This is a genomic window from Nocardia sp. KT25-26, assembly GCF_056627695.1.
This window is the reverse complement of record NZ_CM152813.1, coordinates 4,634,382-4,660,098: the sequence shown is the minus strand read 5'-3', so window position 1 is coordinate 4,660,098 and position 25,717 is coordinate 4,634,382. Positions and strand designations below refer to the sequence as shown.

Below are 25,717 nucleotides of genomic sequence, written 5' to 3'. Positions count from 1 at the left end.
TGAAGCGCAGCGCCCGGAAGCGCTGCGACCGAAGTAGCACGCGATGAGGCGACGCTCACGGTCGAAGGCCTCAATGAAGCGCAGCGCCCGGAAGCGCTGCGACTTCCCGATCTCCACCCCCGTCGCGGTCGAGGAAGCCTTCGAGCCTCAATGAAGCGCAGCGCCCGGAAGCGCTGCGACCGACGTCTGCGACCGTCCCGGCCGACGACCAGCCGGACGGCCTCAATGAAGCGCAGCGCCCGGAAGCGCTGCGACAGGGTCCAGAATATACCACCCCTGACCAGGTGAAACGCATGAGCTCGCGAGAGGTCCGGCCAGACACGCCGATGTGGCCCCGATTCGACCTACTACCGGCTGCGGAAACGGGTGTGAACTGCAGTAATGCGCCGCGAGGGCTCGCCGTGGTTCTCTGATCGACGCACCCCTCGCGCAGCGCTGGTCCGAGTGTCAGATGATGACTGCACCCGACCCGGTGATTCGGCGGGACCTTCCCATGGTCCGATACCGCCGTTCGTCAGCGCGCGCGACGACGCCGAGGTCGCACAGCAGAACGGAGTCTTGACCGGCGTTGATGGTGTTCGCGATCTCGCCTTCGAGTCGGAGTAGTCGCGCCGGGCTGATGTCGACGACGAACACGCTGTATTGCACGCGATCGCCATAGCGTTGCAGGCATTTGGCCAGGTTGTCGCGCCGGGTGTCGTCGGTGACGTCGTAGGCGATGAGGTAGCGGCGGGCGGAGTCGCGGCTCATCGGGTTGTGATGCCTGTGTAGGATTGTTGTGTGCCGTCCAGGCATCCGAGGATCATTCGAGCCTGCACCTCGATGGCTCGTCGCCATGTGATTGCGTATCCGAATACGGGGTGGGTGAACTCGGTTTCGATCCGACGTTCGTACGCGGCGACCAGCGTCTTTCTGCCGTTGTCTCGTAGTCGGGCGGATTCTAGGGCCAGGCTGAAGTCGGTCGAACGTAGTTCGCCGTTGTTGATTGCTGCGATGACCACGGCGTCTGCCAGCGGAGCTCGGAACTCCTCCATGAGGTCGAGTGCCAGTGCGGGCTTGTTCCGGCTGCTGCTGTGTAGGAATCCTGCGTGGGGGTCGAGGCCGCATGCCACAAGTGCGCGGATTGTTTCGGCGACCAGTAGCCCGTACAGGTAGTTCAGGCAGACGTTCAATGGGTCGGTAGCGTGTCGGCCGGTTCTTCCGGACCATCCTGTTCGGAACCAGTCGGCGTCGGCTCCGCGGAGAAGCGCGGGAAACTGAAGGAAGTAGCGGGCACCGGACGCGCTGCGACATCATGGGTTCCCTTCTGCGTCCGCGTGATCCGGGCAGCCTCAATGAAGCGCAGCGTCCGGAAGTGCTGCGACCTGGCGTTGGTCCCGCTCGAACGCATTCGCGGACTCGTCGCCTCAATGAAGCGCAGCGCCCGGAAGCGCTGCGACAGGGTTCAAAATTACACCACCCCTGACCAGGTGAAACGCATGAGCTTGTGAGAGGTCTGGCCGGACACGCCGGTGTAGCCCCCGATTCGACGTACTACCGGCTGCGGAAACGGGCGTGAACTGCAGAAAATGCGCCGCGAGGGCTCGCCGTGGTTCTTTGATCGACGCACCCTCGCGCAGCGTCGGTCCAGGTGTTAGATGATTCCCGCACGGTGACCCCGCTGTTCTGCAGGCACAGATTCTGCAGGACAAGCTGAATGCGCATCGCGGTGGTGACCTCGGGAATCTTGCGGACCGGGGTCGCCTTGTATTCGACCAGACTCACCCCGCCGACCGAGTCCTGCACCACATCGGCTCGGCCGGTGAGGCCGAGTTCGCGATGCCCGAGGTCCAACGCGCGGTGCTCGCCGCGCGGCGGGTGCGCCGGGTCGTCGACGCCGCGATGGGCTGCCGAGCCTGCCTCGACCTGATGGGTATCCGTGGTCTCGCCCGCGGCCTCGAGCCATGCTCGTCGGGGGCAGAACACATGATGTGCAACCAGGCTGATCGGAATCAGTTCCACGCTACTGCCCCACCTTCGGCCGTGGAGTACCGGATCTCCTACCGGTACCCGCCCCGCTGATCGGCAGGGTAGCAATCGGTCGGCTATCGATGCTGGGGAATGCGGGAAGTCGTAGCACTACTCCGGTGGATGAGGTATAACGCCGCGCACATGTCGGTGCGATGGGTCATGATGTCGGTGCACAGCGGGGGCTCGGCCGGCCGCAGCACCTATCTAACGAATTTCATTTCCACAAAAGGAGATTCATGGCAACGCTGTCGTACGATCAGTTGGTTACCGCATGCTCTGCGGGTGGTCCTTCGGTGCTGACGGCAATCACCGAGCTCGCGGCTGCGGGCGGTCCGCATGCGGCCGTTGCGCCGGCCCGGTACGTCGATGGAAACAGGCCGACCTACGCGTACGAAACGCGGTTCATCGACGACGAGCCGCTCCGCACAGTGGTCATCGACCAGAAGCAGAGTCAGCTCAATCGCGTCGAGTCGGCGATCGTCCAGGCAATCGCCGACGGTCATCCCGAGCTCGATGCGGTTCCGCGGGTCCGGGTCACCTACGAGAACTCGGGTGAGTCGTTCACCGACCTCGAGTTGCCGCATCGGGTGTTCGACGGGCATATCCGCGCCGGGTCCGTGGACGGCCGGCCCGCCACCGCGCACAGCGCCTACCGCGCGGCTCGCGATTCCTCGCCGGCGAACGCTCGGGCACTGCTCGAATTCGCCCCTACGGCACTGGTGTTCGGAGGCTGGGACTCGACCCGCAAGACACGGCAGGGCCGATACCGTAGTGCGTTGGTCGGCGAGATCATCGGTGTGTTGTCCGATCAGCGACCTGCAGGCGAGTACGAGGAGCCGATGCGCGGCGGCGCACGGGTCGACCCGGTCGGCATGAGTGTGCAGCTCAAGGCCGACGACCTGCTCACCCTGGTCGGCGACCAGCGGCAGGAGTTGAGTCCCAAGCTCGTCGAAAAGGTCGAGAAGGCGGCCAAAGCCAAGGCAGAAAAGGGAAACTCCGGCTCGGTCTTGGGGCTCGGCGGCATCCCGCCGACCCTCGAGGCCTTGGGTGCCGTTTCCTGCCGACGAATCGTGCGGACCCATGTGCTGAGTTTCGCTGCTCTGCGCCAGCTGCGATTCGGAGCGGGAGTCGAGGGTGACGCCGCGTGCCGTGCGCTACTCGCTGCCTATGCCCTTGCCGGGTTGGCTCGATCGGACGAGGAGCTGTCCTTGCGCGCCAATTGTGATCTTGTCGAGGCGAGCACACCGACAGTTCGGCTCGACGCACGTCACGGCAAGTTCACCGAGCTCGACGCGATCGATCGGAACCAGGCCGACGCCCTGCTCGGTGAAGCACTCGCGGCAGCACGGAGTACCGCCGGTATCGACTGGTCCGGCCAGGTGTTCGAGGTGATCGGTAGCCCGCTCATCGGGGGGTCGGCTGTCGACGACGCAGGTGAGGCCTGAGCGTTGGCTACCGGCATCCGCGCGCGGTTCCTGTTGGGGACCTATACCGCTCATCAATCGAATCATCTGCCCGATCGGCTCCCCAGCCCCGCTCGACTGCATGCTGCGCTGATGAACGCTGCCGGCCAGGGCAGCACAGCTGTCGAGACCGGAAGCGGTCTGGCGCCATCCGACTCGGCGCTCCGGGCACTGCACTGGCTGGAACAGAACCCGCCTACCGGCCTGCGAATCCCGCGGATCGTTGCGCTCGGCGCTCCGATCCGCGCTTACCGGCGGGAGGGTGTCGTTCCCAAGGAAGGATCCGTCTGGAAGGACAAGGTCGTAGCGCGACCGTTCTCCGACGGCTGCGCTGTGGACTCCTACTTCGGATGGTGCTGGCAGGACCCGGTTCCGGCTGAGGTCGCGGAGACCCTCGACATGCTGTGCCGCGATGTCAGCTGCCTGGGGGAGACCACCAGTCCGGTGATCTTGGAGGTTGCCGAGTTCGACGCGACGCACCATCTGGATCCGGAAGCGACACCGTTCGAACCGGGAGGGGTCCAGGTGGAAGCTGCAGAACCCGGTCGAACAGCCGCGCTCACCGCCGCGCATCGTGCCGTCACCGGTGCACCACCCACCGTTGCCAAGGACCGCCATACTTCAGGCGATGCGCCGGCCCCGAGCGACGTTCCGCGGGCCTGCCTCACCCGACTGCGATACCGGGCACCCGACGAGCAGGACCCGCCCGCTGTCCCTTGGCCTCGCGTCCTTCTCGTACCGGCGCCGGGAGACGACATCGCACCACAGCATCGGGTCGCCTGGTGCGTCACCATGCACAAAGCCCTGATCTCGGCCATCGGGTTCGGCGCCTCACCGGCCATCACCGGTAAATACCCGAAGAACACACCGATCCCCGCGAACAGGGTCGCGATCCAGTACCTCAGCCGTGCGAACACCAAGCACCTCGGGATCGATGTGCCGGCGTTCGCCGTGATGGTGCCTGCGGACAACCGTGCCGAGCTCGAGGTGATCCGCGACGGGTTGGCGTGGATTTCCCAGCTCACGCGGGCGGGTCGGGCGATTGAGCTCGGCGGGGTCGCCGACCACGCCGGCGATCAGTTCTGGCCGGCACCCGGCGCGGGCACCGTCCGCCTGTGGCGCACAGACACGGTCGCCATCCCCGAATACTCCCCACCACGCCGGGCCCGGGCCCGATCGGGACGCTCCTGGACTCTGAAAGATGCTGCCAAAGTATCGATCGGCCTGGTGTGGCGAGATCAGATGCCCGGTCCGGCAGGCCGGGACCGGCTCGAACAGGTCGCTGACGCGGTGTCGGATCACCACGTCGAGGTGTTCGATACCCACCGGGTCGCCGATTCGCACGCCTCCCGGTGGGTCCACAAAGCCCACAAGGACATGGTCATCCAGCCGTATCGAGCCACCGTGAGTCTCGGTGACCTGGCCGGTGCCCGCAGTCTTGTTGCCATCGGGCAGAGTCGTCATCTCGGTGGCGGTCTACTGGTGCCCCGAGATGTGCCGGTGGAGACTGTCCTCGATCGGATCGAAGGAGTACAGCGGTGAATCGCGACGACTTCGAAGCGTTCTTTGCCGAGGTCAATGACGGCGCGAAACCCTACCGGTGGCAGCGTCGGCTACTGGACCGGATTCTGGACACCGGCCGATGGCCGGACCGGATCATCGCGCCGACCGGCGCCGGAAAGTCGGCCGTTGTGGAGATCCACCTCTTCGCGGTGGCATTGTCGGCGGAAGTCGGAGGGCTGCGGGTACCCCGCAGGCTTGCGGTGGTGGTCAACAGGCGTGCACTCGTCGACCGCCACGGAGAACGGGCGACCGAGATCGCGGAGATGATGCGGAAGCATCCGGAACGCCCCGTCCTGGCCGCGGTAGCCAAAGCGTTGCTCTCGATGCGGACAGCCGACGACGACTCCGCCGATGCCCCGTTCGATGTCGTGAATCTTCGAGGCGGTGTCGTACCGGATCGTGGCTGGGTCGACGACCCGTGCGCCGCCCAAGTCATCTGCGCCACCCCTGATATGTGGGGGAGCCGGTTGCTGTTCCACGGGTACGGCGCAGGTGCTCTGGCAGCACCCCGAGCTGCCGGACTGCTGGCCTACGACAGCGTGCTGGTCCTCGACGAGGCTCACCTCAACCGCCAACTGCTCTATACGGCCCGCCGAGTGGCCGAACTCGCCGCACCTACTTCCGGTGTCATCGGGGTTCCGGTACTGCAGGTGGTGGAAACCACGGCGACCCCGGACTCCGGCTCCACCGACCTCGTAGATTGCGAAGTGGAAAGCGAGGATCTGACCGGCGAACCGGACTTTGGTGCCCGGCTCGCCACCCCGAAGCCGGTCACTCTGGTCCCCGGCGAGGTCTGGCCCCCCGCCCGGTCGGGCGGCGGGCGGCGGCGCTATCTGGCTCAGCTGGTCGAGCAGATCCACCGTCTCCACGAGACCTACGGTCGTGGCAGTTCCGGCGGCCACACCGTCGGGTGTTTCGTCAATACGGTGCCACTGGCCCTCGAACTCTCGGACCTGTTGCGGCGGAACGGGCTGCAGGTCGAGACCGTGGTGGGCAGGATGCGGCCCCACGACCGCGAGCGGCTACCCGAAAACCTGCTCAGTCCCTGCGGTAACCCCGACACCGATGTCTTGGTGGCGACACAGACCCTCGAGGTCGGGATCGACCTGGATCTCGCTGCCGCGGTCACCGAGCACGCGCCGGCGCAGGCCATCGCTCAGCGGGCAGGGCGCGTGAACCGCAGCGGCAGCCGAACCACGACCGAGCTGGTCGTCATCGGGCCCAGCGAGGATTCGGAGCTGTTTCGAGGGGGCCGAACCGGTGGTGCCGAATCACGCAAGCTTGCTGTTCCGCCGTATGCGGCCAAGGGGGACAGAACCGGCTACGACCACCTGGCCGAGAGCTGGGAATGGCTGCGCCGCCGCAGCACCGACCCGGTCGGGATGGCCCCCTGGGCGCTCAGGATGGATCCACCCGCGCCGACACCACTGGACCGTGCACTGTTGCAACGACTGGAACCCGCCGATACCTGGCTGCTCAGCCGCACCGGCCCGGCCGCTCTCGTCGCGGAACCGGACCTGGGTTTATGGCTGCGCGACTCCCTCGAACCCGACGCCGCCTCGGTGGGGTTGGTCGTCCGGAGACTTCCGGAGGACACCCCGACCGCGAAGGAACTACTCGCTGCCACCCCGCCGCTGCACAACGAGATCTATCCGGCGCGCCTCGGTGACGTAGCTGCCGTGCTCGGTGATCAGCTCGACACCCGGACCGGGCGCGCCTTCGTCTACCGCGGCGGCGAGCTGCATCTGTTCGTGCCGGCCGGTGGGGCAGGTGAGGGACTGCGGGCTGTGCAGTCGGGCGACATCGTCGTTGTCGATGCCGGCGTGAAGGTCTGCACCGGTGGCGTGATCGACCGCAACCCCACCGAGCCCGGCTCCGATGTATACGACGACCTGTCGGTCGGCCGCATCCGTCTGGTCGCCGACGACCGATCTGCGGCCTGGATCGCCGACCTGCTCGAGGAGTTGAGGGAACTCGTCGACGAGTCCGATGACGAGCCGACCACCTCAGCGCTGGCTTCGCTGGCCGCGCAGTACGCCGACCACGATTCTCGGCTCGACGAGATCGCCGACCGGGCCCCCGCGGATCTTTCCTTCGAATGGGGTGCGCTCGACGGTGCGACCCCCTGGCTGGCCATTGCCATACGCGATGTCGCAACCGAACGCACTCGTCAAGTGCGCTCGCGCAACGACGTACCCCTCGAATCGCACAATGCCGACGTCGCGGACCGTGCAGCAACCATTGCGGCGTCCCTGTCGCTGCCCACGGGCGTTCAGGCCACTCTCCGCGAGGCCGGCCTCTGGCACGATGTGGGTAAGAGAGATCCCCGCTTTCAAAGACACCGGCTGCACAACTATCAGGCCGACCTGCTTCTGGCGAAAAGTCGCACGTCCGTGCGTCAGGCCCGGCGCGCCGACACCACCGGCGGACTGCTCACGGGATGGCGCCATGAACAGCTCTCCGTAGCACTGGCCGATGACGAAGCCACCTTCGCCGGCGTCCGGGACCTCTGCCTACGGCTTATCGGGACCAGCCACGGACATGGCAGGCCCGAATTCCCGCACACCACAGCGGACCTGCTCGGACCTGAATCGCAGCGTCTCACCGAAAGCGCCGCGGCGCTGTTCGACACCGGTGAATGGGATCGGTTGATCGAGCAGACACATCTCGACTGGGGGGTGTGGGGCTGCGCCTACCTCGAAGCCGTGCTCCGGGCGGCGGACTGCCAAATCTCCAAGGAGGGCCGATGACACCGTTCACCGTGCCGGGCGAGATCGCCAACGCGCTCACTCATTTCACGCTCTACGGTCTCGCCGCGGTGTGCGAGGACAGCTTCGATACCGGAGTCCGCTTGTGGTGGACAGCAGACCGGACGCCTCGTGCCCAGCTCGAGGTCGATGGTATCCGGCCAGAAGATATCGCCGCCGCCGTGCATCGCCACGCTCAGCGGCATATCGACCAGAACAGCTGGGTGCAACACCGGATCAATCACGAGAAGCGCGACACAGCCACGTTCAGCCCGCGGATCAAACTCCCCTCCGGGACCGACGCCTGGCGGGCTCTCCAGGCTGCCCGACATGCTCCCCACAATGATTCGGAAAGCCAGTTGTCCGTCCTGGACCACCGAATGATCGCCGGATTAGGCGAGCCCGCCTACTGGCGGCACGAAGACTCGCCCCGCCCCGACGACGGGGCAAGCCGTTGGGAGATGAAAACCAGAAACAGTGGCGAAGAATTCGTCGGCGACCGCCTCAGGCCGCTCGCCACGGCCGTCGCTGCGCGAACCGCAGACTCAACGCACGCCGGGCTCACCGGTCAATCCACCACCGACGAGATCGGCAAGAACTCATCCAAGTCACGCACGGCCACCGGTTTCACCGCCCCCGGGCGGACAGACAACGCAACAGCATGGTGTGCACTGTGGGGGATCAGCCAGTTTCCGGTGATCCACCGCACCACAAGACAGTCGGTCACGCCAGGAGCCGAGGTCCCACCGCAACGCACGCACCCCGTACGGATGCACCTCCCCATACCAACGACGCCCATCACCCCCGCCCGCCTGCGCACCGTACTCCTTGCAGGCCACTTACCAGCAGCATCAGACTCGGACCTCACCCCGAACGAGACGGCTCGACAGTGGCTGCTGGCGCGTGGAGTAGCAGCGGTGATCCGGTTTCCGGTCCACGTGTCGGACAACGTGAGCGCGCCGGAACGGCAGGTGCTTGCCGGCGAGATCCTGCCGATGCGCAAATAGACCGCTGCAACCGGCTTCAGATGCGACCACGATGTGCCGGGGCGCCCCGCTACACGACAGAAGGGGCGCCGCTGGTGCCGATCGCCATGTCGTGCACCACCAGTGCGCGGCCCGGCGGATCGCCATCCGGCGGGCAGGCCGGGACTCGACTGCCCGACTATCGGAAACCCTCTACACCCCTGGGATCGGAGCTACCTCGATCCGCGGACCACGCCGCAAAGACCAGGCATGCGCGGATATCCTCACGATCCAGGTACGGGTAGTCGGTGAGGATTGTGGCCTCGGTTTCACCGGCGCTCAGCAACCCGAGTACGTCAGTTACCCGCACCGCGTACCGCGAATACACGGCCGGCCTCCGAGTCGATTCGGATCGACCGTGATTCTGGACATCCACTGAGCGTACGTGCCTGCTTTGTGCTGTCCCGTCGAGCGGATGGTGCTCGACCCCTGCCGCGATGTGCCCACCTTGGCTGGTTACCCCGCATCCCAAGGTTTCACCGGCGGCTTCACCCACAGGATCTTCTCGTCCGCATGCTCCCGCACCGCGGCGGGGTGGCCGGGATTACGGTCGGCCCAGGCGTCCTTGGCGTCGAGTAGTTCGGCGACGGCCTGCCAGGTTTCGTCGGTGCTGGGTGGGTTGGTGTCGGCGGCGCGGGCCAGTTTGCGGCGGGCGGCGGGGGAGAGGGCCAGGAGTTCGGGGGCGGAGATGTTGCGGTCCCAGAGGTAGATCGCCAGCCGGCGGGCTTTGGCGGCGCGGCGAGCACCGGCGGCGTCGGTGTGCGCGTGGTCGGGGGCGGCGTCTCGCGGGGCGCCGGGGTCCGGGGTTGCGCGGTCGGGCACGGTGGTGAGTCTACGGCGAACGCCCGTGGTCGATCCGGGTGGATCGGCCACGGGCGTTCCCGGGGTTCGCTGGGCTCAGTAGGCGCCCCAGACGTTGTCCATCGAACCGTAGCGGTCGGCCGCGTAGTTGCAGGCGGCGACGATGTTGGCGACCGGGTCCCAGACGTCGAAGGGGGTGCCTTCGACGTGGTACGCGGCGAAGGTGGGGTCGATCACCTGGAGCAGGCCCTTGGAGGGGATGCCGGCGGCGGCGTTGGAATCCCACAGGTTGATGGCCTGGGGGTTGCCGGTCGACTCCCGCATGATGTTGCGGTGGATCGACTCGTAGGTGCCGGGGATGCCCTTCTGGGCCATGATGTCGAGGGCCTCGCGGATCCAGCCGTCCAGGTTGTCCGGGTAGACCGGAGGCGCCGGTTCCGGCATCGGGGCGGGCGCCGGTTCGGGCTCGGGGGCGACCTCGGGCTCCGGCATGGGGGCGGGGATGACCTCGGCGGCGGGCTGGTCGTCGGCACGGTGGTCGACGTGCTCGTTCGCGGTCATGGCAACATCGGGGGTGACAGTGTCGTCGGCAGTGGACACCGCGGTGGCGCTGGCCGCCGCGACAACTCCGGCCGCGGCGACGCCGGCGATGAGCGCCTGACGCAGCGAGGGCCGACGGAAGGTCTTGGTCTGTCTGTCACTGTCGGGCATAGCTGTTCATTCCTTGATCTGGGCAGCGGACGGCACACGCCGAACCTGGGCAGGGTTTCGTGTCGGATTCGGTTGGGGCGACGCTCTCGAATGGGCGGGCGCTCGATGGCGGGCCGCTGGTGCGTCGCCTGCGACTCCACAGCTGGCTGCGTGGGAGACAGGCTCACGGTCGGCAGGTCCGAGTTCGGTGACTCGGGGCTGAACCAAACCGCAGGTCTGTTTCGGTGACCTGATTGCAGAATGGTCACGTTAGGTGAACACAGGGTGAACGAAAAGCGAACGGCTGGTGATTCCGATCTTGGTTACGTTCCAGTTCGGTAGCGGAATCGTTATGTATGCAGGGGGTTTTCCGCTGGCGACACTGTGGCAGGCATCACAGTTTTAGTCGGTGTTTTCTGGCGAGAGACGTGCTTCCGGGCCCCTGATGTGGGGTGATTGCGGGGTTCTATAACGAACCGTGACCGTCTGGGGTGCGGCGCCGGGCTCGAAGCGGTTCCGCCGACATCAACGGCCTGCTGAGGACCCGACCTGTTCGACGATGGCCTCGCGGGCTCGCATCCATGCGCTGGATTCGGTGTTGCCGAAATCGCCGTGATCCGCGCCGTCGATCAAGATCAGTCGGGCCGGATCGCCCGCCGTGGCGGCGGCCGAAACGTAGCGTTCCGACTGGACCGGGTCCACGGTGGTGTCGGCGGTGCCGTGGATCGCGACGATCGGGAGTCCGATCGGGAGGTGGTCTATCGGTGAGGCCAGTTCGTAGCGGTCGGGGTATTCGTCCGGCATTCCGCCGATCAGGCCGCGCACGTACGCGTCACGACCGGATGTCGCGGCGAGTGCGAGGTCGTAGACCCCGGCCATGAGCGTTGCGGTACGCGGCTGTACCTCCGGTTGTGCGCCGGGTGCATCCGGGGGTAGTACGTGCCGGCCGGCGATCCAGGCCGCCAGCTGTGCGCCGGCCGAATGCCCGGCCAGGTGCACTCGATCCAGGTCCAGTCGGCCGTCGGCGGTTTCCTGGACGACGGTCGCCAACGCTTCGGTGGCATCGTCCGCGTCGGCGAGGGTGATCGGCCAGCCGCCGGTGCCACCGACTCGGCGATACTCGATCCGCCAGACGGCGATATCGGCGTCGACCAGCGAGTCCGCCAGGGGTTCGGAGCTGGGTAGCGAATATTTCTCCAGCCAGCCGCCGCCGTGTACCAGGACCACCACCGGATGCGGTCCCTTGCCTTCCGGTAGGTGCAGGATGCCGTAGTTGTCCGGGTCGTCGCCGTAGGCGATCCGAATGGATTCGGCAGGCGAGGAGGAGCCGGCATCGCCGGCGCAGGCCGAGCCGACGGCAAGGACCGTCATGACTGCTGCGAGCCGGGTGGCGGTGATCAACCATGTCCTGACCACGGCGGTAGTCGACATCCTCGGACCTCCTTTTGGTGACCGTACCGAGGAATGCCGGCTGTTCCGTGGATCATCGTCCGGCGATTCCGGGTTGCATGATGAGATCCGGTCCTGTCCCCGCCGCCCACTACGCCGCCTCCAAGGCGGCGCTCGAGCAGCTCACCCGCAGCTGGGCCCTCGAGCTGGCAGTCGACGGCATCCGCGTCAACGCGCTGGCACCCGGTCCCACCGAAAGCGAGGCCCTGACCGCGGCCGGGCTTCCTGCCGACGTCGTCGAGCAGGTCAAAGAACAAGAGGCGCAGCGCATTCCCCTCGGTCGACGCGGCAACCCCGATGAAATCGCGACATGGATCGTTCGGCTGGCCGACCCGCAGACGACCTGGCTCACCGGACAGGTCCTCACCCTCGACGGTGGTCTCGAACTCTCCTGACGCTCCACCCAGGGCGGTAGGGTGTGTGGTCAGGATCGCAGTCGAATCTCGGGCCAACGCAAATCACCCACGACCAATTAGGTCGTGGGTGATTTCTGAGAGTGCGCCATCAGGGACTCGAACCCCGAACCCGCTGTTGTGGGTTCGGGGGCCGATCCATGCTCACAACGGGTCACGGGCGATCACGTTGGGTCATCTACCTGCGATGACGCCGATTCTGAACGCACGCCCGCGCACGGATGATCACCGGCATTCACCCTGAGTTCTTGGTGTAGGTTTGGCGCGGGTTGAATCAGTTGCTGTTCACTTTCTCCTCCAGGCGCGGGACTACGCCCGTGAGGTGCTGCGGACCTGCATCGGGTTCGTCGGCACATACAACGATCTCGACGCGGCGGTATCAACGCGCATGGTCCGTCAGCGGGTCCTACACGAAGGCACCTTGCGGATACTACGCGCTGGTCCACGAAGCGGCTTGCGGACGACGCTCGGGAACGATGCCGCGATGGCCGACCAGCTCTGGCACCTACTTCGCGCGGCCTTCGGAAAAGTGCATCTGGTCTTCGGCGTCGTCCCGCACTGCGCACCGTTCATCTGCTCCACGACATCGTTCGACCCGTGGGACGGCTGGGCCGCGACCGTGGAGACGATCAGCGCCGAACTTCAGCATCGCCACGCCGAGCGAACTCCAGCGATACGAGAAAGCTTGGGGCAGACTCCGGGCGAACTGTCGACTGTGATGCTGCCCGGTCTCGGATCACTGCCGCGCTGGAACGTCGAACGATATCCTGCGAGCGCGCCCGGTCGAGAGGGCGGGAACGCGTGCTGTGGGAGCTGCAACGCAACTTTCCAGCAAACCGATAGTCTGGCCGTGCGATTCAGATTGACTCGGCTAGTGGTCGCCGCGATATTGGTGGCGACAACGGCGACCTTGACCGCCGCGGTGGGTTCTGCCGCAGCCTCGGGAGTGACCTCACCGGTCGTGTACTGGGATAACTATCGACCGCTGCCCGACCTAGGGGTATCAGCCGTCACCGGCACTCGCGACGCCGACTAGCCCGACGTGCTCGTGCGTTTTCTCGGGCAAGACCTCACGACGACGCCGAGCCCGAGTGACATGGCTGTGCACTGGCATAACGTGTCGACCGGCGCGCGCGGCACCGCCTGGGCCCAGGCCGGTACCCCGTTGCGGGTGCGAACCGGGGTTGGTGCCGTCTTCGCGACGGTCACCAGTGAGGCGATCACTCTCGTCCCTGGGATCGGTCTGCTCACCACGGTCTGACATCACATAGGCCTGGGTTGGGCGAGTAGGTCGTACTCGACGATGACGACCTCAGCTGGGGTCGGGGCGGCGACTGAGCCAGATCGCGCGCGCCGCACAGGCCAGCCACCACCGGGCCGGAGATCATGAGATCCGGGTGGTCGGCGAAGGTCGGTGGCAGGGTGTCTACCGTCAATTGGCCTTCCCGTACACGGTTCCCGGCCACATCACCGGCTGATAGCTGTTCGGCGAACGTCGTGTCCGAACACCCTGAGGAGGCAGCACCTATCCGTACGACGGGAAGTCCTTGCCCAGCACGATGCCCCACTGCCGGATTGACTCCTTGTGATCGCCCCGGCGTTCGGCAGCTATAGCCTGCTCAGCGCGGTTGCGCGCAGCCTTGAGGCTGGCGTTGACTGCATCGCAGCTCGTGTAGCTGAGGTAGCTCGACAGATCCCCGCTGTAGCCAGCTGGGTCCATGACCGTCAGGTTGTGGTAGTTATGGTCGAAGAACAGGCGCAGGGCATCGCGTGAGTCATTCCCGAGCTTCCCGAAGGTGCGAGCTACCAGCATCTCGAGGTGGAAGGAGGACAGGCGGGAGCTGTGCGCCTTGTTCCACTTCTTGGCCAAGCGGATGACCTTCTTGAGGTCTCCGTCAAGCAGCGCGTTCCGGTCGTCCAGATAGGCTTCGTGCCTGATCGGGTCCGTTGTCAGCCAGCCACGGCCGCCGTCAGGTATCCCGTAGCCGGCATTCATGTACTTCACCATCGACGCGACGTCGACAGTGAGGCCGTCGGCGTAGAAGATGCTGACGGCCTGCCCTCGTGCACCGATCTTCTGCACCCTCGATTCGCCGTTGACGGCGTTGCGGATTCGGTAGAGGAACTGGGCCGAATTGTTCTGGTACTTCATCCATGCCTCATCAGTGACCTTCATGTGGACCATGAGATCGATGTCGGCCACGGGGTTCGTCGCGGTCGACCTGCCGAGCGAGCCGATGATCTTGGCTGATCCGAACACGATGTCGGAGCCCTCGGGAAACGCCTTGCGCAGTACATCTACCACGGTGTCACGCCGGTCGTACACCTTCGTCCGAGTGGCGGCTGGTGGCGCGATGCTGGTGTTGAACTCGTTGAACGCCTGGACGGTGGTTGTCGCCATTCAGTTCTCTCCGTCGATGTCGTAGCTCTGCCCACCCCGGGTGATGTTCTTGCGCGCGCGCCGGTACGCCAGCCCGCTCGGCGGGTCAGCCGTCGCGTTCAACTCGTCGCGTGTATTCGTCAGTATACGAAGGGTTTCGCGGGCGTCCTCGTACGACTGTGTCGCCACGTCGATGGCGAGAAACTGACGTGCATTTGTTTGTAGTTGGAGGTAGGCGTTGGCGGAGGTTTGCGCGTGGGTCATGCGGCGTGAGGCGTTCACCGTGGTCATGATCGCGCTACACGCTGCGGCTACGAGGGCGAGAATTCCTGGCCAGGCACCGAGTTCGCCCGCGAGGGCAGTTCCGCCGGAGATCGCGGCGAGTGCTGCGGCCGGAACACCGAACAGCAGATTGATCAGCCGCCATAGTTTGGCCTGCTCGAACTGTCCCTGCGCGCTCCACATTGCGCTCTCGTGGATGCGGTCTACTTCGTCCGCTATTGCGCGATGGGACTCAGGGGTATCAGGGGAAATCAGTGGCACAGCAACCTCGTCACGCTCGACCAGCTGGTTCGACCGATAATACTGGCGGACAGGCACACCGCCCCTGCGGGCCCGACCAGTCGAGCAGAACGTCTCGGGTCATCAGCTGGCATGCTGCCACCGAAGGCGCTGTGCGGTGCAAGGGTTCGCTGAAAAAGGTTCATTGGTCGGGCATTCCGAGGTTCGCGGCCGCGTCCGGTCGCCGGTTAGTTCGTCTCGGGGTACGGGGCTCTAGGTGAGCGGGGTGTCGCCAACGATGCCCGGATCGCGGAGAAGCCATTGCTGGTAGGTCTGGTGTCGAAACTGGTAGGCGGTGGCGTTGACGCGAAGCAGGCCACTGTCGCGCGCCCAATCTAGGAAGGCAGCAGGTCGACCAGGGAAGACCCCGGTGATCTTGAACACGAGTGCGGACACGAAGAACCGACCGCTCACGAGCCCGAACACCAGCATGAAAAACAGTCCAGCCACCGATCCGATCACCAGCCCCAGTAGAGGCCGGGAAGCGAACCCGAACATGAGTCCGACCCCGAGCCCGACCGACGCACCGGAGAAGTGCGCCGCCCGTAGGTCATTGCGAATCAGCCACCGCGCATCGGTTCCTATCGCGAGTTGGTCCCTGGTAGTGGCGGTGAGCCCAGACGTGATGCCGAAGATGATTCCGATTCCAACCCCGAACCCGAGCCCGACCCCAAGCCCGGTTTCGAGACCGACCATGATCCCGAACATTAGGCCGGACACGAGCCCGGATATGAGTCCCGCCGGCCACCGCCTGCGGGTAGGCACTTTCCACGCGATGTGACTCGCGCTGGGAAACCTCATGATCCAGAGGACAGGACCGGCTGAGGCGCCGAGGATTATCGCAATCGTCGGCCCTGCCCCAAGCCCGGCTTCGAGCCCGAATGCAAGGCCGGACACTAGCCCGGCCGCAAGGCCACACAGGAGCGCGACAGCCAGGATGTGAAGTATGCGGACTAGTTTGGTACCGGCGATTTCCCAGACTTCGTCGAGACGGATGGAGGTGCCGTTGCGGCCGGTTCCTCGTCGGTGGCCGAGATGACGAGCCAGAGTACGGAGCCACCTCTCGACGTTGTCGGGCGTGTAGTCACGGAACTGTTTGGTGTCGTCGGTGCCGACTAGCGCGGCGGGGATCTGCGCGGCGAACAGTCCGTCGCGCACAGCGTCGGACGTGGGGTATTCGAGCAATGTGGCGGCAGTCTTCGGCGTGTGGTGCAGGGTGGTGGCGGTCAGGCCGAGCATCCACGGGTTACGCAGGGTCACGGCGAGTGGGGTCGCGGTGTGCTCGCGAAGGTGGGTGGTGATCTGGTGCCAGGCCCGGTGCGTGGCACCGATCCGGTGTTGGTAGCGGGTGAGGTAGTCGGCGGGCTGGTCTGTGGCGAGCGGGTCGAGGGTTACCGTGGCCGCGCCGTGCAAGCCGTTGTCGCCGCCGACCTGAGTCAGGCGGTGGAATTCGCTCCGGCGGCACAGCACGACGGCGGGACGGTGTGACCAGTCGTGTTCGTTGAGCCGGTCCAGCAGTGCCCGGGCACGGTGTCCGTGGGTGGTGTCGTCGTCCATTTCGTCGAGCCCGTCGAGCACGGGCAGGATCATCCCGGTTCTGATCATCTTCGCGGCGATCTTGGATGGCAGCTCGTAGTCCACTTCCAACCGGATGGCGAGCCAGGAAGTGAATTCTTGTCCGCCGTCCCATCCGGCTGTGTTGACCCGGACCGGTACCGGTTCCGCGGCGCGTCGGGGCGCGGGGACCAGTTCGTTGCGGCGGTGGATCAGGCCGCGTACGAGGTAGGTGGCAGCCACTGTCTTACCGGCACCTGGTTCCCCCAGCATGACCATCCGCCGTGGCTGGTCGAGCAGGTCGAAGTAGGTGGCGATCTCGTCGACCTCGGCGGAGCCGATCCCTTCTTCCACCTGCTGATGCGCTGCTGCGGTGAACCGGACAGGCATGAATACGTTTGGCCCTGCGCGCAGTTCCCGCTGGACCTCTTGTTCGGCCTGGTCGACTGCGGCGGCGAGGCCATCGGCTAGCCCGGCCAACGAAGCCCAGTCCGACTTCGGCCGCCACCGCCGATACAGCCCGCGCGCTACGGGCACGCTCGCCCCCGCCGCAGCGCGCACGGCCGCGGCCTCGATCCCTGTCACGAATAACAGTCTGCCACCGATAACGTTCCCTCACATCATCTGTCGGAGGTGTTGGGTGATCTACCTGCGATGACGCTGACTCCGGATTCGCGCCTGCGTACGGATGATCACCGGCAATCACGCTGAACTCTTGGTGTGAGGTTGGCGCGGGCTGAATCCGTTGCCGTTCACCATCACCTCCAGACGCGGGACTATGCCCGTGAGACTGAGGTTCCCCCCCGAATGGTGGACAGGGGTCAAGCGGCTGGGGCAGCCGTGGAGAGTGATTGTTCGAAGGTGATCGGGCTGATCATCCCGATCGCGGAGTGACGGCGTCGAGTGGTGTACCGGTGCATCCACTTGTCAACTGAGTGAACCACCCCGGGTTCGATGCGGCACGGGGCTGCTGCAGGGGTAGGTGACATCGTCACCTGACCGTGCAGCAGTCCCGATCGTTCAGAATCAGCTGGGTACGGGGTTGAGGGGCTGTGAGCCAGGTTTGCGGTATCCCAGTCGCCTCGCCGGTGTGGTTGTGGCCGGGTTAAGGGCCGACGTCCCTGCGTGCGCCGCGGTAGTGGCGAGATTCTGCACCACCGGGGCCAGTGTAATCCGGGCCGCGTCTGGCTTACGAGTGCATGCTGCTGTACTCGCGAACGAGTTGCCACACATCGTAAAGGTGGTGCTCGATAAAGTCCTCCAGGGAGTGAATGCTTGTCCACTCGTCGAGGTCTTCGGGAGCAGTGGCGCTTGGGAGCCGGACTATGACGTCGGGGTTCTGATTATCGCGGTGGTCTGAGTAGACGGTGATCTCTTCGACCAGGTGCCGGATTCCCCAGTACCTGAGGAGTTCGTGGTCTGTCTGGTGCACGATCCCGCCGTAGTTTGCTGCGTGCCAGGAGATCACATCCCGGTACACGAGTCGTAAGTAGCCGATCAGGTCGGGCACTTGCGTGCCGTTCCATCGGAGTCCACCTCGGAGGACGTGTGTTGCAGATCGACTGTCGCGGGGTTCTGCGACGCCGATGACGGAGGGCTGGTATTTGTGCAGGCTGTCGGGTAGTCCGTGCACGAAGGTAGAGATGATGTCGCACGGGTTGTAGATGCCGAGTGTGACGTCGTGTTCGCCGGGGAGTTCGGCCATCCGATCGAGCCATGTGCCGATGAGTTCGGTCCAGTCGTTGTTGGTTGCCAGGCTGGTCATCACCGATTGCCGGAATTCTCGCCATGGTCCGGTGCTCTTGGTGCTGGCGGTGCCTTTGAAGAGGATCTTGGCTCCGCCGTCGTGGCCATGAAGAAGCCGGATGATGTCGGCGTCCTGGTAGGTGTCGTGGCTGAACACCCCAGTTGTGCGGACCCGCGTGGCGATCCAGTTCTCCTCACGGGTGAGCTGGGAGTAGATGTCCGGGCTCGCGCTTGCGATCTCTCTGGCTCGTATGTTCGAGCACACGTGTGTGAGGGCGTCGTATTCGTTCGGGTGCTCGTATTCGTCACGCTCTTTGCTGTCCAAGAGCGCGTGACGGCAGAAACGGACACAGGGGTGGTCGTTGCCGAGTGGACCGGGCAGGTCGACCTGGCCGAAAGCGAGGTAGAGGGCGTGCGGGTAGATGACGATGTCCGATGCGCCGCCGTAGTCGAGGTGGACGCCGACGAGGTCGGTTACTCGGGCTTCCGCGGCGAACATGACGACTGAGTCCCAGCACCGGTCACGTTCGGATTCGTCACCGAAGAGGAACACGACGTGAACCGAGGTGAGTCGTCGTTCGACAGGCTCATCGAGCAACTCGACAGGTTGCGCTGATTGCGGGACACCATTGTCGTCGACCGCGAGGCAGTAGCCGCGGAGGTCGTGGTCCCAGTCACGGGCGAGGTTGCTCAGCGGCGTCAGGAGCTCGTGCCACTGAGGTTCGAGCGCGACCGCGAAGGCGCGGATCCTACCGGGCAGCAGGGCTTTTTCGCGGCGTAAGAGCTCGACGTACTTGGTGAGTTCCTGGGCAGTCTCGCGGGCTGACTTGTTCGCGCGCTTGAGTTCGATCACGACCCAGTTCTGATGCCGGTCGCGGGCGAGGACATCGATGTAGCCACCGCTGCCGTGGGAGTTCGCAATCCAGTACTCCTGTCGGAAGAGGCGAAGGCCGGGTTCCAGCAGCTCCAGGTGGCTGGCGAGGTGCTGTCGAATTTTCGACTCTCGAGGAGCGAAAGTCACTGTATCCTCCCTGCTCAAAGCCTTTGTGGGACCATCCTAACGTGGCCCACCGACAGGTGCTTTGGTGTCCGTACGAACGGGAGCCGAGCATCGATCAGTGCGGGTTTCTGCTGTGGTACAGCCACGAGCATTGCCACCTCCCCGGAACTGGCAGGCTCAGCGGCTGGTCACCACCCGATCTGGGTTGGGAAACCATCCCAGACCAATACGGCCGCCGGTGGAATAGCAACGACGGATAGACCCTGGTGCCGCCGGCCCCGACTCTTCGATTCACGCTGGTGGATCTCGTGGTGCGACGGCGCAGAGACGACTGTGGTGGCACCTGCACGGTGGTTGGCTGCGGTTTAGCCATCGGGATCCCAACCCGAGCCAACGAAACTGGGTGCGAAGAGCGGAGCAGTTGCGGGTGCGAAGATGAGCATCGTCGTCCGGATTCCGAACTTCCGCGCGGTGGGCTGTGCTGATATCGGCCATCGAACGAACGGACCAGGATCGTGACCCGTCAGGGTCTGACGGTTGCGGTGTCGAGTCGTCGGTGCACCATCGAGAGCATGGTGAGTAGTTCGAGCAGGTCGGCGTCAGGGAAGGAGCGCAGTGCTCGTGGGTCGTGCGCGGTCGGGTTGCGGTACATGCTGGTGAGCCCTTTGAGCAAGGTCGCGAATCCGGTCTGTTCGTCGCGGTCGGTCACCGACCGGCCGCTGTTGATCGCGATCACCGGGATTCCCGTGCGACGTAGCGTCAGCACGGCATCGACGAGTCTGGCCCCGTCGCCGGTTTGCCCGGACAGAACCCGTAGACGATCGAAAACGCCCTTCGTCGCTTCCAATGCGGCGTGGAAATTGCTCTTCTTCAGCAGCTCTACCGTACAGTAGGCGAGCACTTCAGGATGTGTGCGGCGGCGCCGCAGTTCCGCCCGCAGCGAGGCCGCATTCCTGCTCGCCTCGTCCAAAGTGGTCGAGACGGCGCCGCGGGTCACTTGCCCGCGGTCGTTAACGCGCAGCCCGGCGAACGACAGCACCTCGTTCAGCCCGTCCTGGCGTCGAGTGAACATGTCCGGGGTGTTGATGTAACGCACCGGCTTCATCGCCTCGTTGATGAAGGTGATGATTCGTTGGGACGACATGTCCTGGGCTTGCCGCGCCGACAGCCCCATCTCCAGCCGCTTCCACTTGGTGATCGCGCCGGGGTCCTGGATGTTCAACCGCGCCAACAGCGTTCCGATCTCGGCTCCGGTCAGTCCGTCGGCGGTAGCGCCGAGCACCTGCGCCACCCCAACCACGACAGCGGCATCCCACATGGGTTCGCTCACCTTGAGAGGAAACCACGTACACGCTGTCGTGTCGAGGGAGTTCACCCGGCAGCGATCAGGCGCGAAATACGTTGCAGTGGCGCAATGCAGGTGCACTCCGGCCGGCTGGAAGCGACCATGAAGAAGTCGAGCCTCGACGGCGTGGCGCGCAGTCGCTGCGAGAAACTTAAGTGCTACCCTGCTCTCGGTTCTAAAATCATAAGTGACCGTGGCGGGGTGCCAGGGAGGGATCCATGAGCGAGCAGGTTGTACCCACACCGTGGGAGACCAAGCGATTCGGAGGCAACGCCCTGCCGTTGCGGAACGCGATCTGGCGCGGTCTTCGAGCCGCGCACCAACGCGCACTAGCCGCTCACACAGGTCTGGCGCTGGCGACCAACGACGGCTACGGCCTGATGTGGCTGGTCCAGGACGAAGAGGTGGGCCACGCGATCGAGGCCGTCGTACCGGAAATGCGACGGATCAAGCCGGTACGCGCCCGCTACGAGCTCAACGTAGTGGGTGAGGACAACGTCATCCTGTACCTCTGGAAGTTCGCCGACGACGCTCACACGCCGGTGACGAACGCGAGAATGACGATGTCGAAGCTGCGCGAGAGCTTGCTGGCGCTCACCCAGGCAAAGTCCGACTCCCAGCTCTCCTTCGACCACGCCGACCTCACCGAGGATGAGATCAACGCCGAATTCGAGGACGCCGAGACCTTCCTCGACGACGCGATCCAGGCCGGGCGGCTCGTCCTCATCGCCTACGCCGCCAATCCGCGCGCGGGAATCCTACGCATCTACTGGGGCGAAGCTTCCCAAGCCGACGAACGAGGCCGGTTGAACTGGAGCGAGATCCATCAGATCCCCGCACCCCCCGACGACGAGCAGGCCCCGGTGCAAACCACCGGCCCGGCACCGGTTCCCGAGCCCAAGACTGGCACCGGCCCCCGCTGGGATCAATCCGCTCCACCGCCCGAGTTCGAACTGGCACCACTCCCGCCGCTGACCGCACCGGACGGCGGGCAGCCGCCGATGCCGCAACCCGAGACCTCGAGCGATGCCTGAACGTCCACCCCTGACACTTTTCTCCGGCGACACCACCGCGGCGGCTCCGGCCTCCGCGGTGGTGTTCGACCCCGCCCGCCTCACCCAGGCCCGCCAGCTCGCCGGCCTGACCAAAGCGGCGCTGGCCAGCCAGATCGGGGTCTCGGGCGCGGCGGTGAGTCAGTGGGAATCGATGACCTCACCCCCACGGCCAGACCACCTGCTCCGCGTAGCCGAAGTCCTCGACGTTCCCGTCGAGTTCTTCGCCGCAGGGCGCCCCTTCGCCCAACTCGACGGCGCCAGCGCGCATTTCCGCAGCCTGCGCTCGACCAAGGCCACCCAGCGCGCCAAGGCCGTCGCCTTCGCTCAGCAGGTGTGGGAGCTCACCCACGTCCTCGAGCGCCACGTTCAGTTCCCCGCGATCGACCTGCCCGGGTTCCTCCCCGACGATCCCACCGAACTCGGTGACACCCCGGCAGCCGCCGCCCGCGCCCTGCGAGCACACTGGGGAATCGGGCCCGGCCCGATCCCACACCTGGTGCGCACCATGGAGATGCGCGGGATCGTCACCACCATGGCCGAGTTCGCCGGCGACGACACCCCAACCGTCAACGCCTTCTCCACCTCCCGCATGCCTCGACCGATGATCGTGCTCACCCCTGACCGCAGCGACGACGTGTGCTGGCACCGATTCACCGCGGCACACGAACTCGGCCACCTCGTACTGCACCGCGACGCCGCTCCCGGTGACACCGAACAAGAACACGAAGCCGACGCCTTCGCCGCCGAATTCCTCACCCCCGCCGACCAGATCCGCGACCAGCTTCCCCGCCGCTTCGACACCAACGCGCTCCGGCAGCTCAGTCACGAGTGGGGCGTCTCGATCAAGTCGCTGGTGTACCGCTCCTGCGAAACCGGCGCGATCTCTGACGCCGTCGCCCGCCGTGCTTACCAACGCCTCAACCACCTCTACAAGGTCGGCATACTCGGCTCCGATCCTGTCACTCAGTATCCCGGCGAGACACCCACCCTGCTAGCCAAGGCCTTCGAACTCGCCGAAAACCACGGCACCCTCACCTTGACCGGCCTGGCCCGCGAGCTGAGATGGCGCCCCAAGCGAGTGCGCCAGCTCCTCGGTCAACCCGATGAGCGGCCCGTCCTGCGCCTGGTCACCGACCTCGAGACGACGGCTCGCTGACCGTGACGACTACAGCGGCGTTGCGTGCGAGCGACTCCCGATCACCTTGGCCAGGCGTGCGGGTCGGCTGCGTCGGAACAACGTGGACATTCCGCTTCGGCTATGAGCGCGAGACCTATGTCGACGATATCCGGAAATGAGGAACGCGCTGGTCCGTACACCACCGTGGCCCGCCTGCTGGGTGGTCGTTGGTTCGATTTCCCGGTAGGACACAACACCTGGTAGGACACACAAACATGGGCAAGCAGGGGATCCCGGTACCGGGCGTTGGGCGTCCGGAGCAGGCGCGGCAGTCGCTTCCTATCGGTGGCCCGCCGGTAACCTGACCCCACCACCTCACAGCAACCGAATCGCGCCGTGGCGCGGAGGAGAACAACTGCAACATGGCACCCACAACCAAAGAAGGGCAGCGCGCTGAGCTGCACAAGACGATCTGGCGGATCGCGAACGATCTGCGTGGAAGCGTCGATGGGTGGGACTTCAAGTCCTACGTGCTGGGCATGCTCTTCTATCGGTACATCTCCGAGAACCTCACGGCCTACATCAACAAGGGCGAGCATGAGGCGGGTGACGAGTCGTTCGACTTCACTCGAATGTCCGACTCGGAGGCGGAGTTCGCTCGCGACGAGGTGGTCGCTGAGAAGGGATTCTTCATCCTGCCGTCCGACCTGTTCGTCAACGTCCGTAGGCGAGCTGCGGACGACGAGGACCTCAACGAGACGCTCGAGCGGGTGTTCAAGAACATCGAAGGATCGGCACTCGGCACCGACAGCGAGGACGACATCAAGGGTCTGTTCGATGACCTCGACGTCAACAGCAACAAGCTCGGCTCGACGGTCGCCAAGCGCAACCAGAAGCTGGTGAAGCTGCTCGACGCGATCGGCGACCTGCCGCTGGGGCGCTTCGAGGACAACTCGATCGACCTTTTCGGCGATGCCTACGAGTACCTGATGCAGATGTACGCGGCCAACGCCGGCAAATCGGGTGGCGAGTACTACACGCCACAGGAGGTATCCGAGCTTCTGGCGCGCATCACCGTGGTCGGCAAGAAGCAGGTCAACAAGGTCTACGACCCGGCGGTCGGTTCCGGGTCGCTGCTGCTGAAGTTCGACAAGGTACTCGGCAAGAACAACGTCCGCCAGGGCTTCTACGGTCAGGAGATCAACCTGACGACGTACAACTTGGCGCGGATCAACATGTTCTTGCACGACGTCAACTACGCCGACTTCAACCTCGCCCACGGCGACACCCTGATCGACCCGCAGCACTGGGACGATGAGCCGTTCGAGGCGATCGTCTCCAACCCGCCGTACTCGATCAAGTGGGAAGGCGACGCCAACCCACTGCTGATCAACGATGAGCGCTTCGCGCCGGCCGGCGTGCTGGCGCCGAAGTCGAAGGCCGATCTCGCCTTCACGATGCACATGCTCAGCTGGCTGGCCGTCAACGGCACGGCCGCGATCGTCCAGTTCCCCGGCGTGCTGTATCGCGGGGGATCGGAGAAGAAGATCCGTAAATACCTCATTGACAACAACTACGTCGACGCGGTCATCCAGCTGCCGCCGGACCTCTTCTTCGGTACCACGATCGCAACCTGCATCCTCGTTCTGAAGAAGTCGAAGAAGACCAACGACGTGCTGTTCATCGACGCATCGGCAGAGTCCAAGCGCGTGGGCAACAAGAACAAGCTGCTTGAGGAGCACCAGGCGCGGATCCTCGAAGCATTCACGACGCGCCAGCCGGAGGACCACTTCACCAAGGTCGTCAGCAACGAGGACATTGCGTCCAATGACTACAACGTCGCCGTGTCCAGCTACGTAGAGGCGGAGGACACGCGCGAGAAGGTCGACATTACAGAGCTGAACGCTGAGATCGCGCGCATCGTGGCGCGCCAGGCCGAGCTCCGCACAGCGATCGACGAAATCGTAGAAAGTTTGGAAGTAGGGGGACATGAGGTTGTCTGACTTGCTCTCAAAAGCGCCCGAGGTGACGGCAGCTCAAGTCGAGGGATTCCTTTCAGATCGTCCGCTTGGCTGGGGGAAGCATAAGAAGATCCGGGTTGGCAAAGTCATTCACAACTTTCATTGTCATGAGTGCAATGATGTCAGGCCATTTGAGTCGGCCGATGAACTCTCATGCTTGGGCGTCGGGGACAACCAAATCAGCATCGACGCGACGTTGCGTTGCATGGTGTGCCGTTCGTCGATAGAAACATGGTTCTTGGTTGCGTCAAGCGGGATGCTTCATTCCAGGGCGCCGGAGGTATACATCGAGAGATATACCGAGAATCTTAGAGAGAGGGCGGAACGTGTCGACGTTGCAGCCGGTCCGTTCTCGGAGCTTGTGAAGCGAGCACATCTCGCGTATGAGAGCGGTCTTGGTGCTGGATCCGTAATCTACCTCCGCAAGATTTTTGAGAAGGTCACTTGGGAGGTTGCCGAAATCCTCGGAGTCGAGACCATGAGGCAAAATGGTAATCCACGCCCCTTTTCTCAGGTGCTTGAAGAGGTAAATGCACGGCGCAGGATTATTCCCCAGCGCTTCTCTAGTGACGGATATCAATTGTTCCGAGAGCTGAGTGGAATCATTCACGGCGATTCAAGTGAAGTGGAGGCGCTTCAGAAATTTAAGCCGTGTCTCCAGCTGGTTCTCGGGGTCGTCGAGGAAGTCAACAGAGACAACGTGGTAGCTCAAGCCATTGATGAACTTGGATGGAGTATCGAGAACGTCGGCGCGCTTGCACGAGGAGATGCGTGAGT

General features: G+C 64.7%; 22 protein-coding genes, 1 pseudogene and 1 CRISPR repeat array (1 of these 24 running past the window's edge). Of the genes and pseudogenes, 11 read left to right on the top strand and 12 right to left on the bottom strand.

What is annotated here, in order from left to right; all coding sequences use genetic code 11:
* Positions 1–255: a CRISPR direct-repeat array (repeat unit 36 nt; unit sequence GCCTCAATGAAGCGCAGCGCCCGGAAGCGCTGCGAC) (it extends 1,200 nt beyond the left edge of the window).
* A gap of 192 nt (positions 256–447) precedes the next feature.
* The 3 genes and pseudogenes from cas2 to AC1HFH_RS21075 all read right to left on the bottom strand — a co-directional run bounded on the left by cas2 (position 448) and on the right by AC1HFH_RS21075 (position 2,001).
* Positions 448–750, bottom strand: a complete 303-nt coding sequence (cas2, locus tag AC1HFH_RS21085; protein WP_480244514.1) for a CRISPR-associated endonuclease Cas2 — start codon at positions 748–750, stop codon at positions 448–450.
* Positions 747–1,214: pseudogene (cas1, locus tag AC1HFH_RS21080) on the bottom strand (CRISPR-associated endonuclease Cas1); the annotation flags it as partial. The pseudogene cas1 and the gene cas2, both read right to left, overlap by 4 nt.
* A 319-nt stretch (positions 1,215–1,533) precedes the next feature.
* Positions 1,534–2,001 carry a CRISPR-associated protein Cas4 gene (locus AC1HFH_RS21075; protein ID WP_480244513.1) on the bottom strand — a complete coding sequence of 156 codons (468 nt, stop codon included), beginning with the start codon at positions 1,999–2,001 and terminating at the stop codon, positions 1,534–1,536.
* 245 nt (positions 2,002–2,246) lie between these two features.
* Here AC1HFH_RS21075 and cas7g point away from each other — a divergent pair, with 245 nt between their 5' ends.
* The 4 genes from cas7g to AC1HFH_RS21055 are packed head-to-tail and all read left to right on the top strand — an operon-like array spanning position 2,247 to position 8,790.
* A complete protein-coding gene (gene cas7g / locus AC1HFH_RS21070; protein WP_480244512.1) occupies positions 2,247–3,455 on the top strand; it encodes a type I-G CRISPR-associated RAMP protein Csb1/Cas7g in 1,209 nt (402 codons plus the stop codon).
* Positions 3,456–3,458: 3 nt separating this feature from the next.
* Positions 3,459–5,015, top strand: a complete 1,557-nt coding sequence (gene csb2, locus AC1HFH_RS21065; protein WP_480244511.1) for a type I-G CRISPR-associated protein Csb2 — start codon at positions 3,459–3,461, stop codon at positions 5,013–5,015.
* Positions 5,012–7,786 (top strand): type I-G CRISPR-associated helicase/endonuclease Cas3g, encoded by a 2,775-nt coding sequence (gene cas3g, locus AC1HFH_RS21060; protein ID WP_480244510.1) that lies wholly within the window; start codon positions 5,012–5,014, stop codon positions 7,784–7,786. Before csb2 ends, cas3g begins: the two co-directional genes overlap by 4 nt.
* On the top strand, positions 7,783–8,790 hold the full coding sequence (locus tag AC1HFH_RS21055) for a hypothetical protein (RefSeq protein ID WP_480244509.1): 1,008 nt from the start codon (positions 7,783–7,785) through the stop codon (positions 8,788–8,790). The genes cas3g and AC1HFH_RS21055 overlap by 4 nt, the downstream gene beginning before the upstream one ends.
* Positions 8,791–8,947: 157 nt before the next feature.
* On the opposite strand, the gene AC1HFH_RS21050 is transcribed toward AC1HFH_RS21055, so the two are convergent.
* From AC1HFH_RS21050 to AC1HFH_RS21035, 4 genes are all read right to left on the bottom strand, one after another.
* A complete protein-coding gene (locus AC1HFH_RS21050) occupies positions 8,948–9,118 on the bottom strand; it encodes a DUF433 domain-containing protein (protein WP_480244508.1) in 171 nt (56 codons plus the stop codon).
* A gap of 146 nt (positions 9,119–9,264) precedes the next feature.
* Positions 9,265–9,630 carry a hypothetical protein gene (locus AC1HFH_RS21045; RefSeq protein WP_480244507.1) on the bottom strand — a complete coding sequence of 122 codons (366 nt, stop codon included), beginning with the start codon at positions 9,628–9,630 and terminating at the stop codon, positions 9,265–9,267.
* Between the two features lie 75 nt (positions 9,631–9,705).
* Positions 9,706–10,320, bottom strand: coding sequence for a transglycosylase SLT domain-containing protein (locus AC1HFH_RS21040; RefSeq protein ID WP_480244506.1), 615 nt, complete (start codon positions 10,318–10,320; stop codon positions 9,706–9,708).
* Between the two features lie 504 nt (positions 10,321–10,824).
* Positions 10,825–11,730, bottom strand: coding sequence for an alpha/beta hydrolase family protein (locus AC1HFH_RS21035; protein WP_480244505.1), 906 nt, complete (start codon positions 11,728–11,730; stop codon positions 10,825–10,827).
* A gap of 80 nt (positions 11,731–11,810) precedes the next feature.
* Here AC1HFH_RS21035 and AC1HFH_RS21030 point away from each other — a divergent pair, with 80 nt between their 5' ends.
* The 3 genes from AC1HFH_RS21030 (at position 11,811) to AC1HFH_RS21020 (ending at position 13,422) form a co-directional block, all read left to right on the top strand.
* Positions 11,811–12,143 carry an SDR family NAD(P)-dependent oxidoreductase gene (locus AC1HFH_RS21030; protein ID WP_480244504.1) on the top strand — a complete coding sequence of 111 codons (333 nt, stop codon included), beginning with the start codon at positions 11,811–11,813 and terminating at the stop codon, positions 12,141–12,143.
* A gap of 340 nt (positions 12,144–12,483) precedes the next feature.
* Positions 12,484–13,197: a hypothetical protein gene (locus AC1HFH_RS21025; protein WP_480247926.1), complete on the top strand. Its 714-nt coding sequence runs from the start codon at positions 12,484–12,486 to the stop codon at positions 13,195–13,197.
* An 81-nt stretch (positions 13,198–13,278) separates the two neighbouring features.
* Positions 13,279–13,422, top strand: coding sequence for a hypothetical protein (locus AC1HFH_RS21020; RefSeq protein WP_480244503.1), 144 nt, complete (start codon positions 13,279–13,281; stop codon positions 13,420–13,422).
* Between the two features lie 264 nt (positions 13,423–13,686).
* Here the strand turns inward: AC1HFH_RS21020 and AC1HFH_RS21015 are convergent, their stop codons facing one another.
* The 5 genes from AC1HFH_RS21015 to AC1HFH_RS20995 all read right to left on the bottom strand — a co-directional run bounded on the left by AC1HFH_RS21015 (position 13,687) and on the right by AC1HFH_RS20995 (position 20,732).
* Positions 13,687–14,562: an SMODS domain-containing nucleotidyltransferase gene (locus AC1HFH_RS21015; protein WP_480244502.1), complete on the bottom strand. Its 876-nt coding sequence runs from the start codon at positions 14,560–14,562 to the stop codon at positions 13,687–13,689.
* Positions 14,563–15,084 carry an SLATT domain-containing protein gene (locus tag AC1HFH_RS21010; RefSeq protein WP_480244501.1) on the bottom strand — a complete coding sequence of 174 codons (522 nt, stop codon included), beginning with the start codon at positions 15,082–15,084 and terminating at the stop codon, positions 14,563–14,565.
* A gap of 231 nt (positions 15,085–15,315) precedes the next feature.
* Positions 15,316–17,241, bottom strand: coding sequence for an NACHT domain-containing protein (locus AC1HFH_RS21005; protein WP_480244500.1), 1,926 nt, complete (start codon positions 17,239–17,241; stop codon positions 15,316–15,318).
* A 604-nt stretch (positions 17,242–17,845) separates the two neighbouring features.
* Positions 17,846–19,423 (bottom strand): endonuclease NucS domain-containing protein, encoded by a 1,578-nt coding sequence (locus AC1HFH_RS21000; RefSeq protein WP_480244499.1) that lies wholly within the window; start codon positions 19,421–19,423, stop codon positions 17,846–17,848.
* A gap of 502 nt (positions 19,424–19,925) precedes the next feature.
* Positions 19,926–20,732, bottom strand: a complete 807-nt coding sequence (locus AC1HFH_RS20995) for a TIGR02391 family protein (RefSeq protein WP_480244498.1) — start codon at positions 20,730–20,732, stop codon at positions 19,926–19,928.
* 233 nt (positions 20,733–20,965) lie between these two features.
* On the opposite strand from AC1HFH_RS20995, the gene AC1HFH_RS20990 reads away from it, so the two are divergent.
* The 4 genes from AC1HFH_RS20990 to AC1HFH_RS20975 all read left to right on the top strand — a co-directional run bounded on the left by AC1HFH_RS20990 (position 20,966) and on the right by AC1HFH_RS20975 (position 25,715).
* Positions 20,966–21,781 carry a hypothetical protein gene (locus AC1HFH_RS20990; RefSeq protein WP_480244497.1) on the top strand — a complete coding sequence of 272 codons (816 nt, stop codon included), beginning with the start codon at positions 20,966–20,968 and terminating at the stop codon, positions 21,779–21,781.
* A complete protein-coding gene (locus tag AC1HFH_RS20985) occupies positions 21,774–22,958 on the top strand; it encodes an XRE family transcriptional regulator (RefSeq protein ID WP_480244496.1) in 1,185 nt (394 codons plus the stop codon). The genes AC1HFH_RS20990 and AC1HFH_RS20985 overlap by 8 nt, the downstream gene beginning before the upstream one ends.
* Before the next feature lie 383 nt (positions 22,959–23,341).
* Positions 23,342–24,922 carry a type I restriction-modification system subunit M gene (locus tag AC1HFH_RS20980; RefSeq protein WP_480244495.1) on the top strand — a complete coding sequence of 527 codons (1,581 nt, stop codon included), beginning with the start codon at positions 23,342–23,344 and terminating at the stop codon, positions 24,920–24,922.
* The gene (locus AC1HFH_RS20975; protein ID WP_480244494.1) at positions 24,909–25,715 is read left to right on the top strand and encodes a hypothetical protein; all 807 of its coding nucleotides are present in this window, start codon (positions 24,909–24,911) and stop codon (positions 25,713–25,715) included. The genes AC1HFH_RS20980 and AC1HFH_RS20975 overlap by 14 nt, the downstream gene beginning before the upstream one ends.
* Positions 25,716–25,717 lie beyond the last annotated feature (2 nt).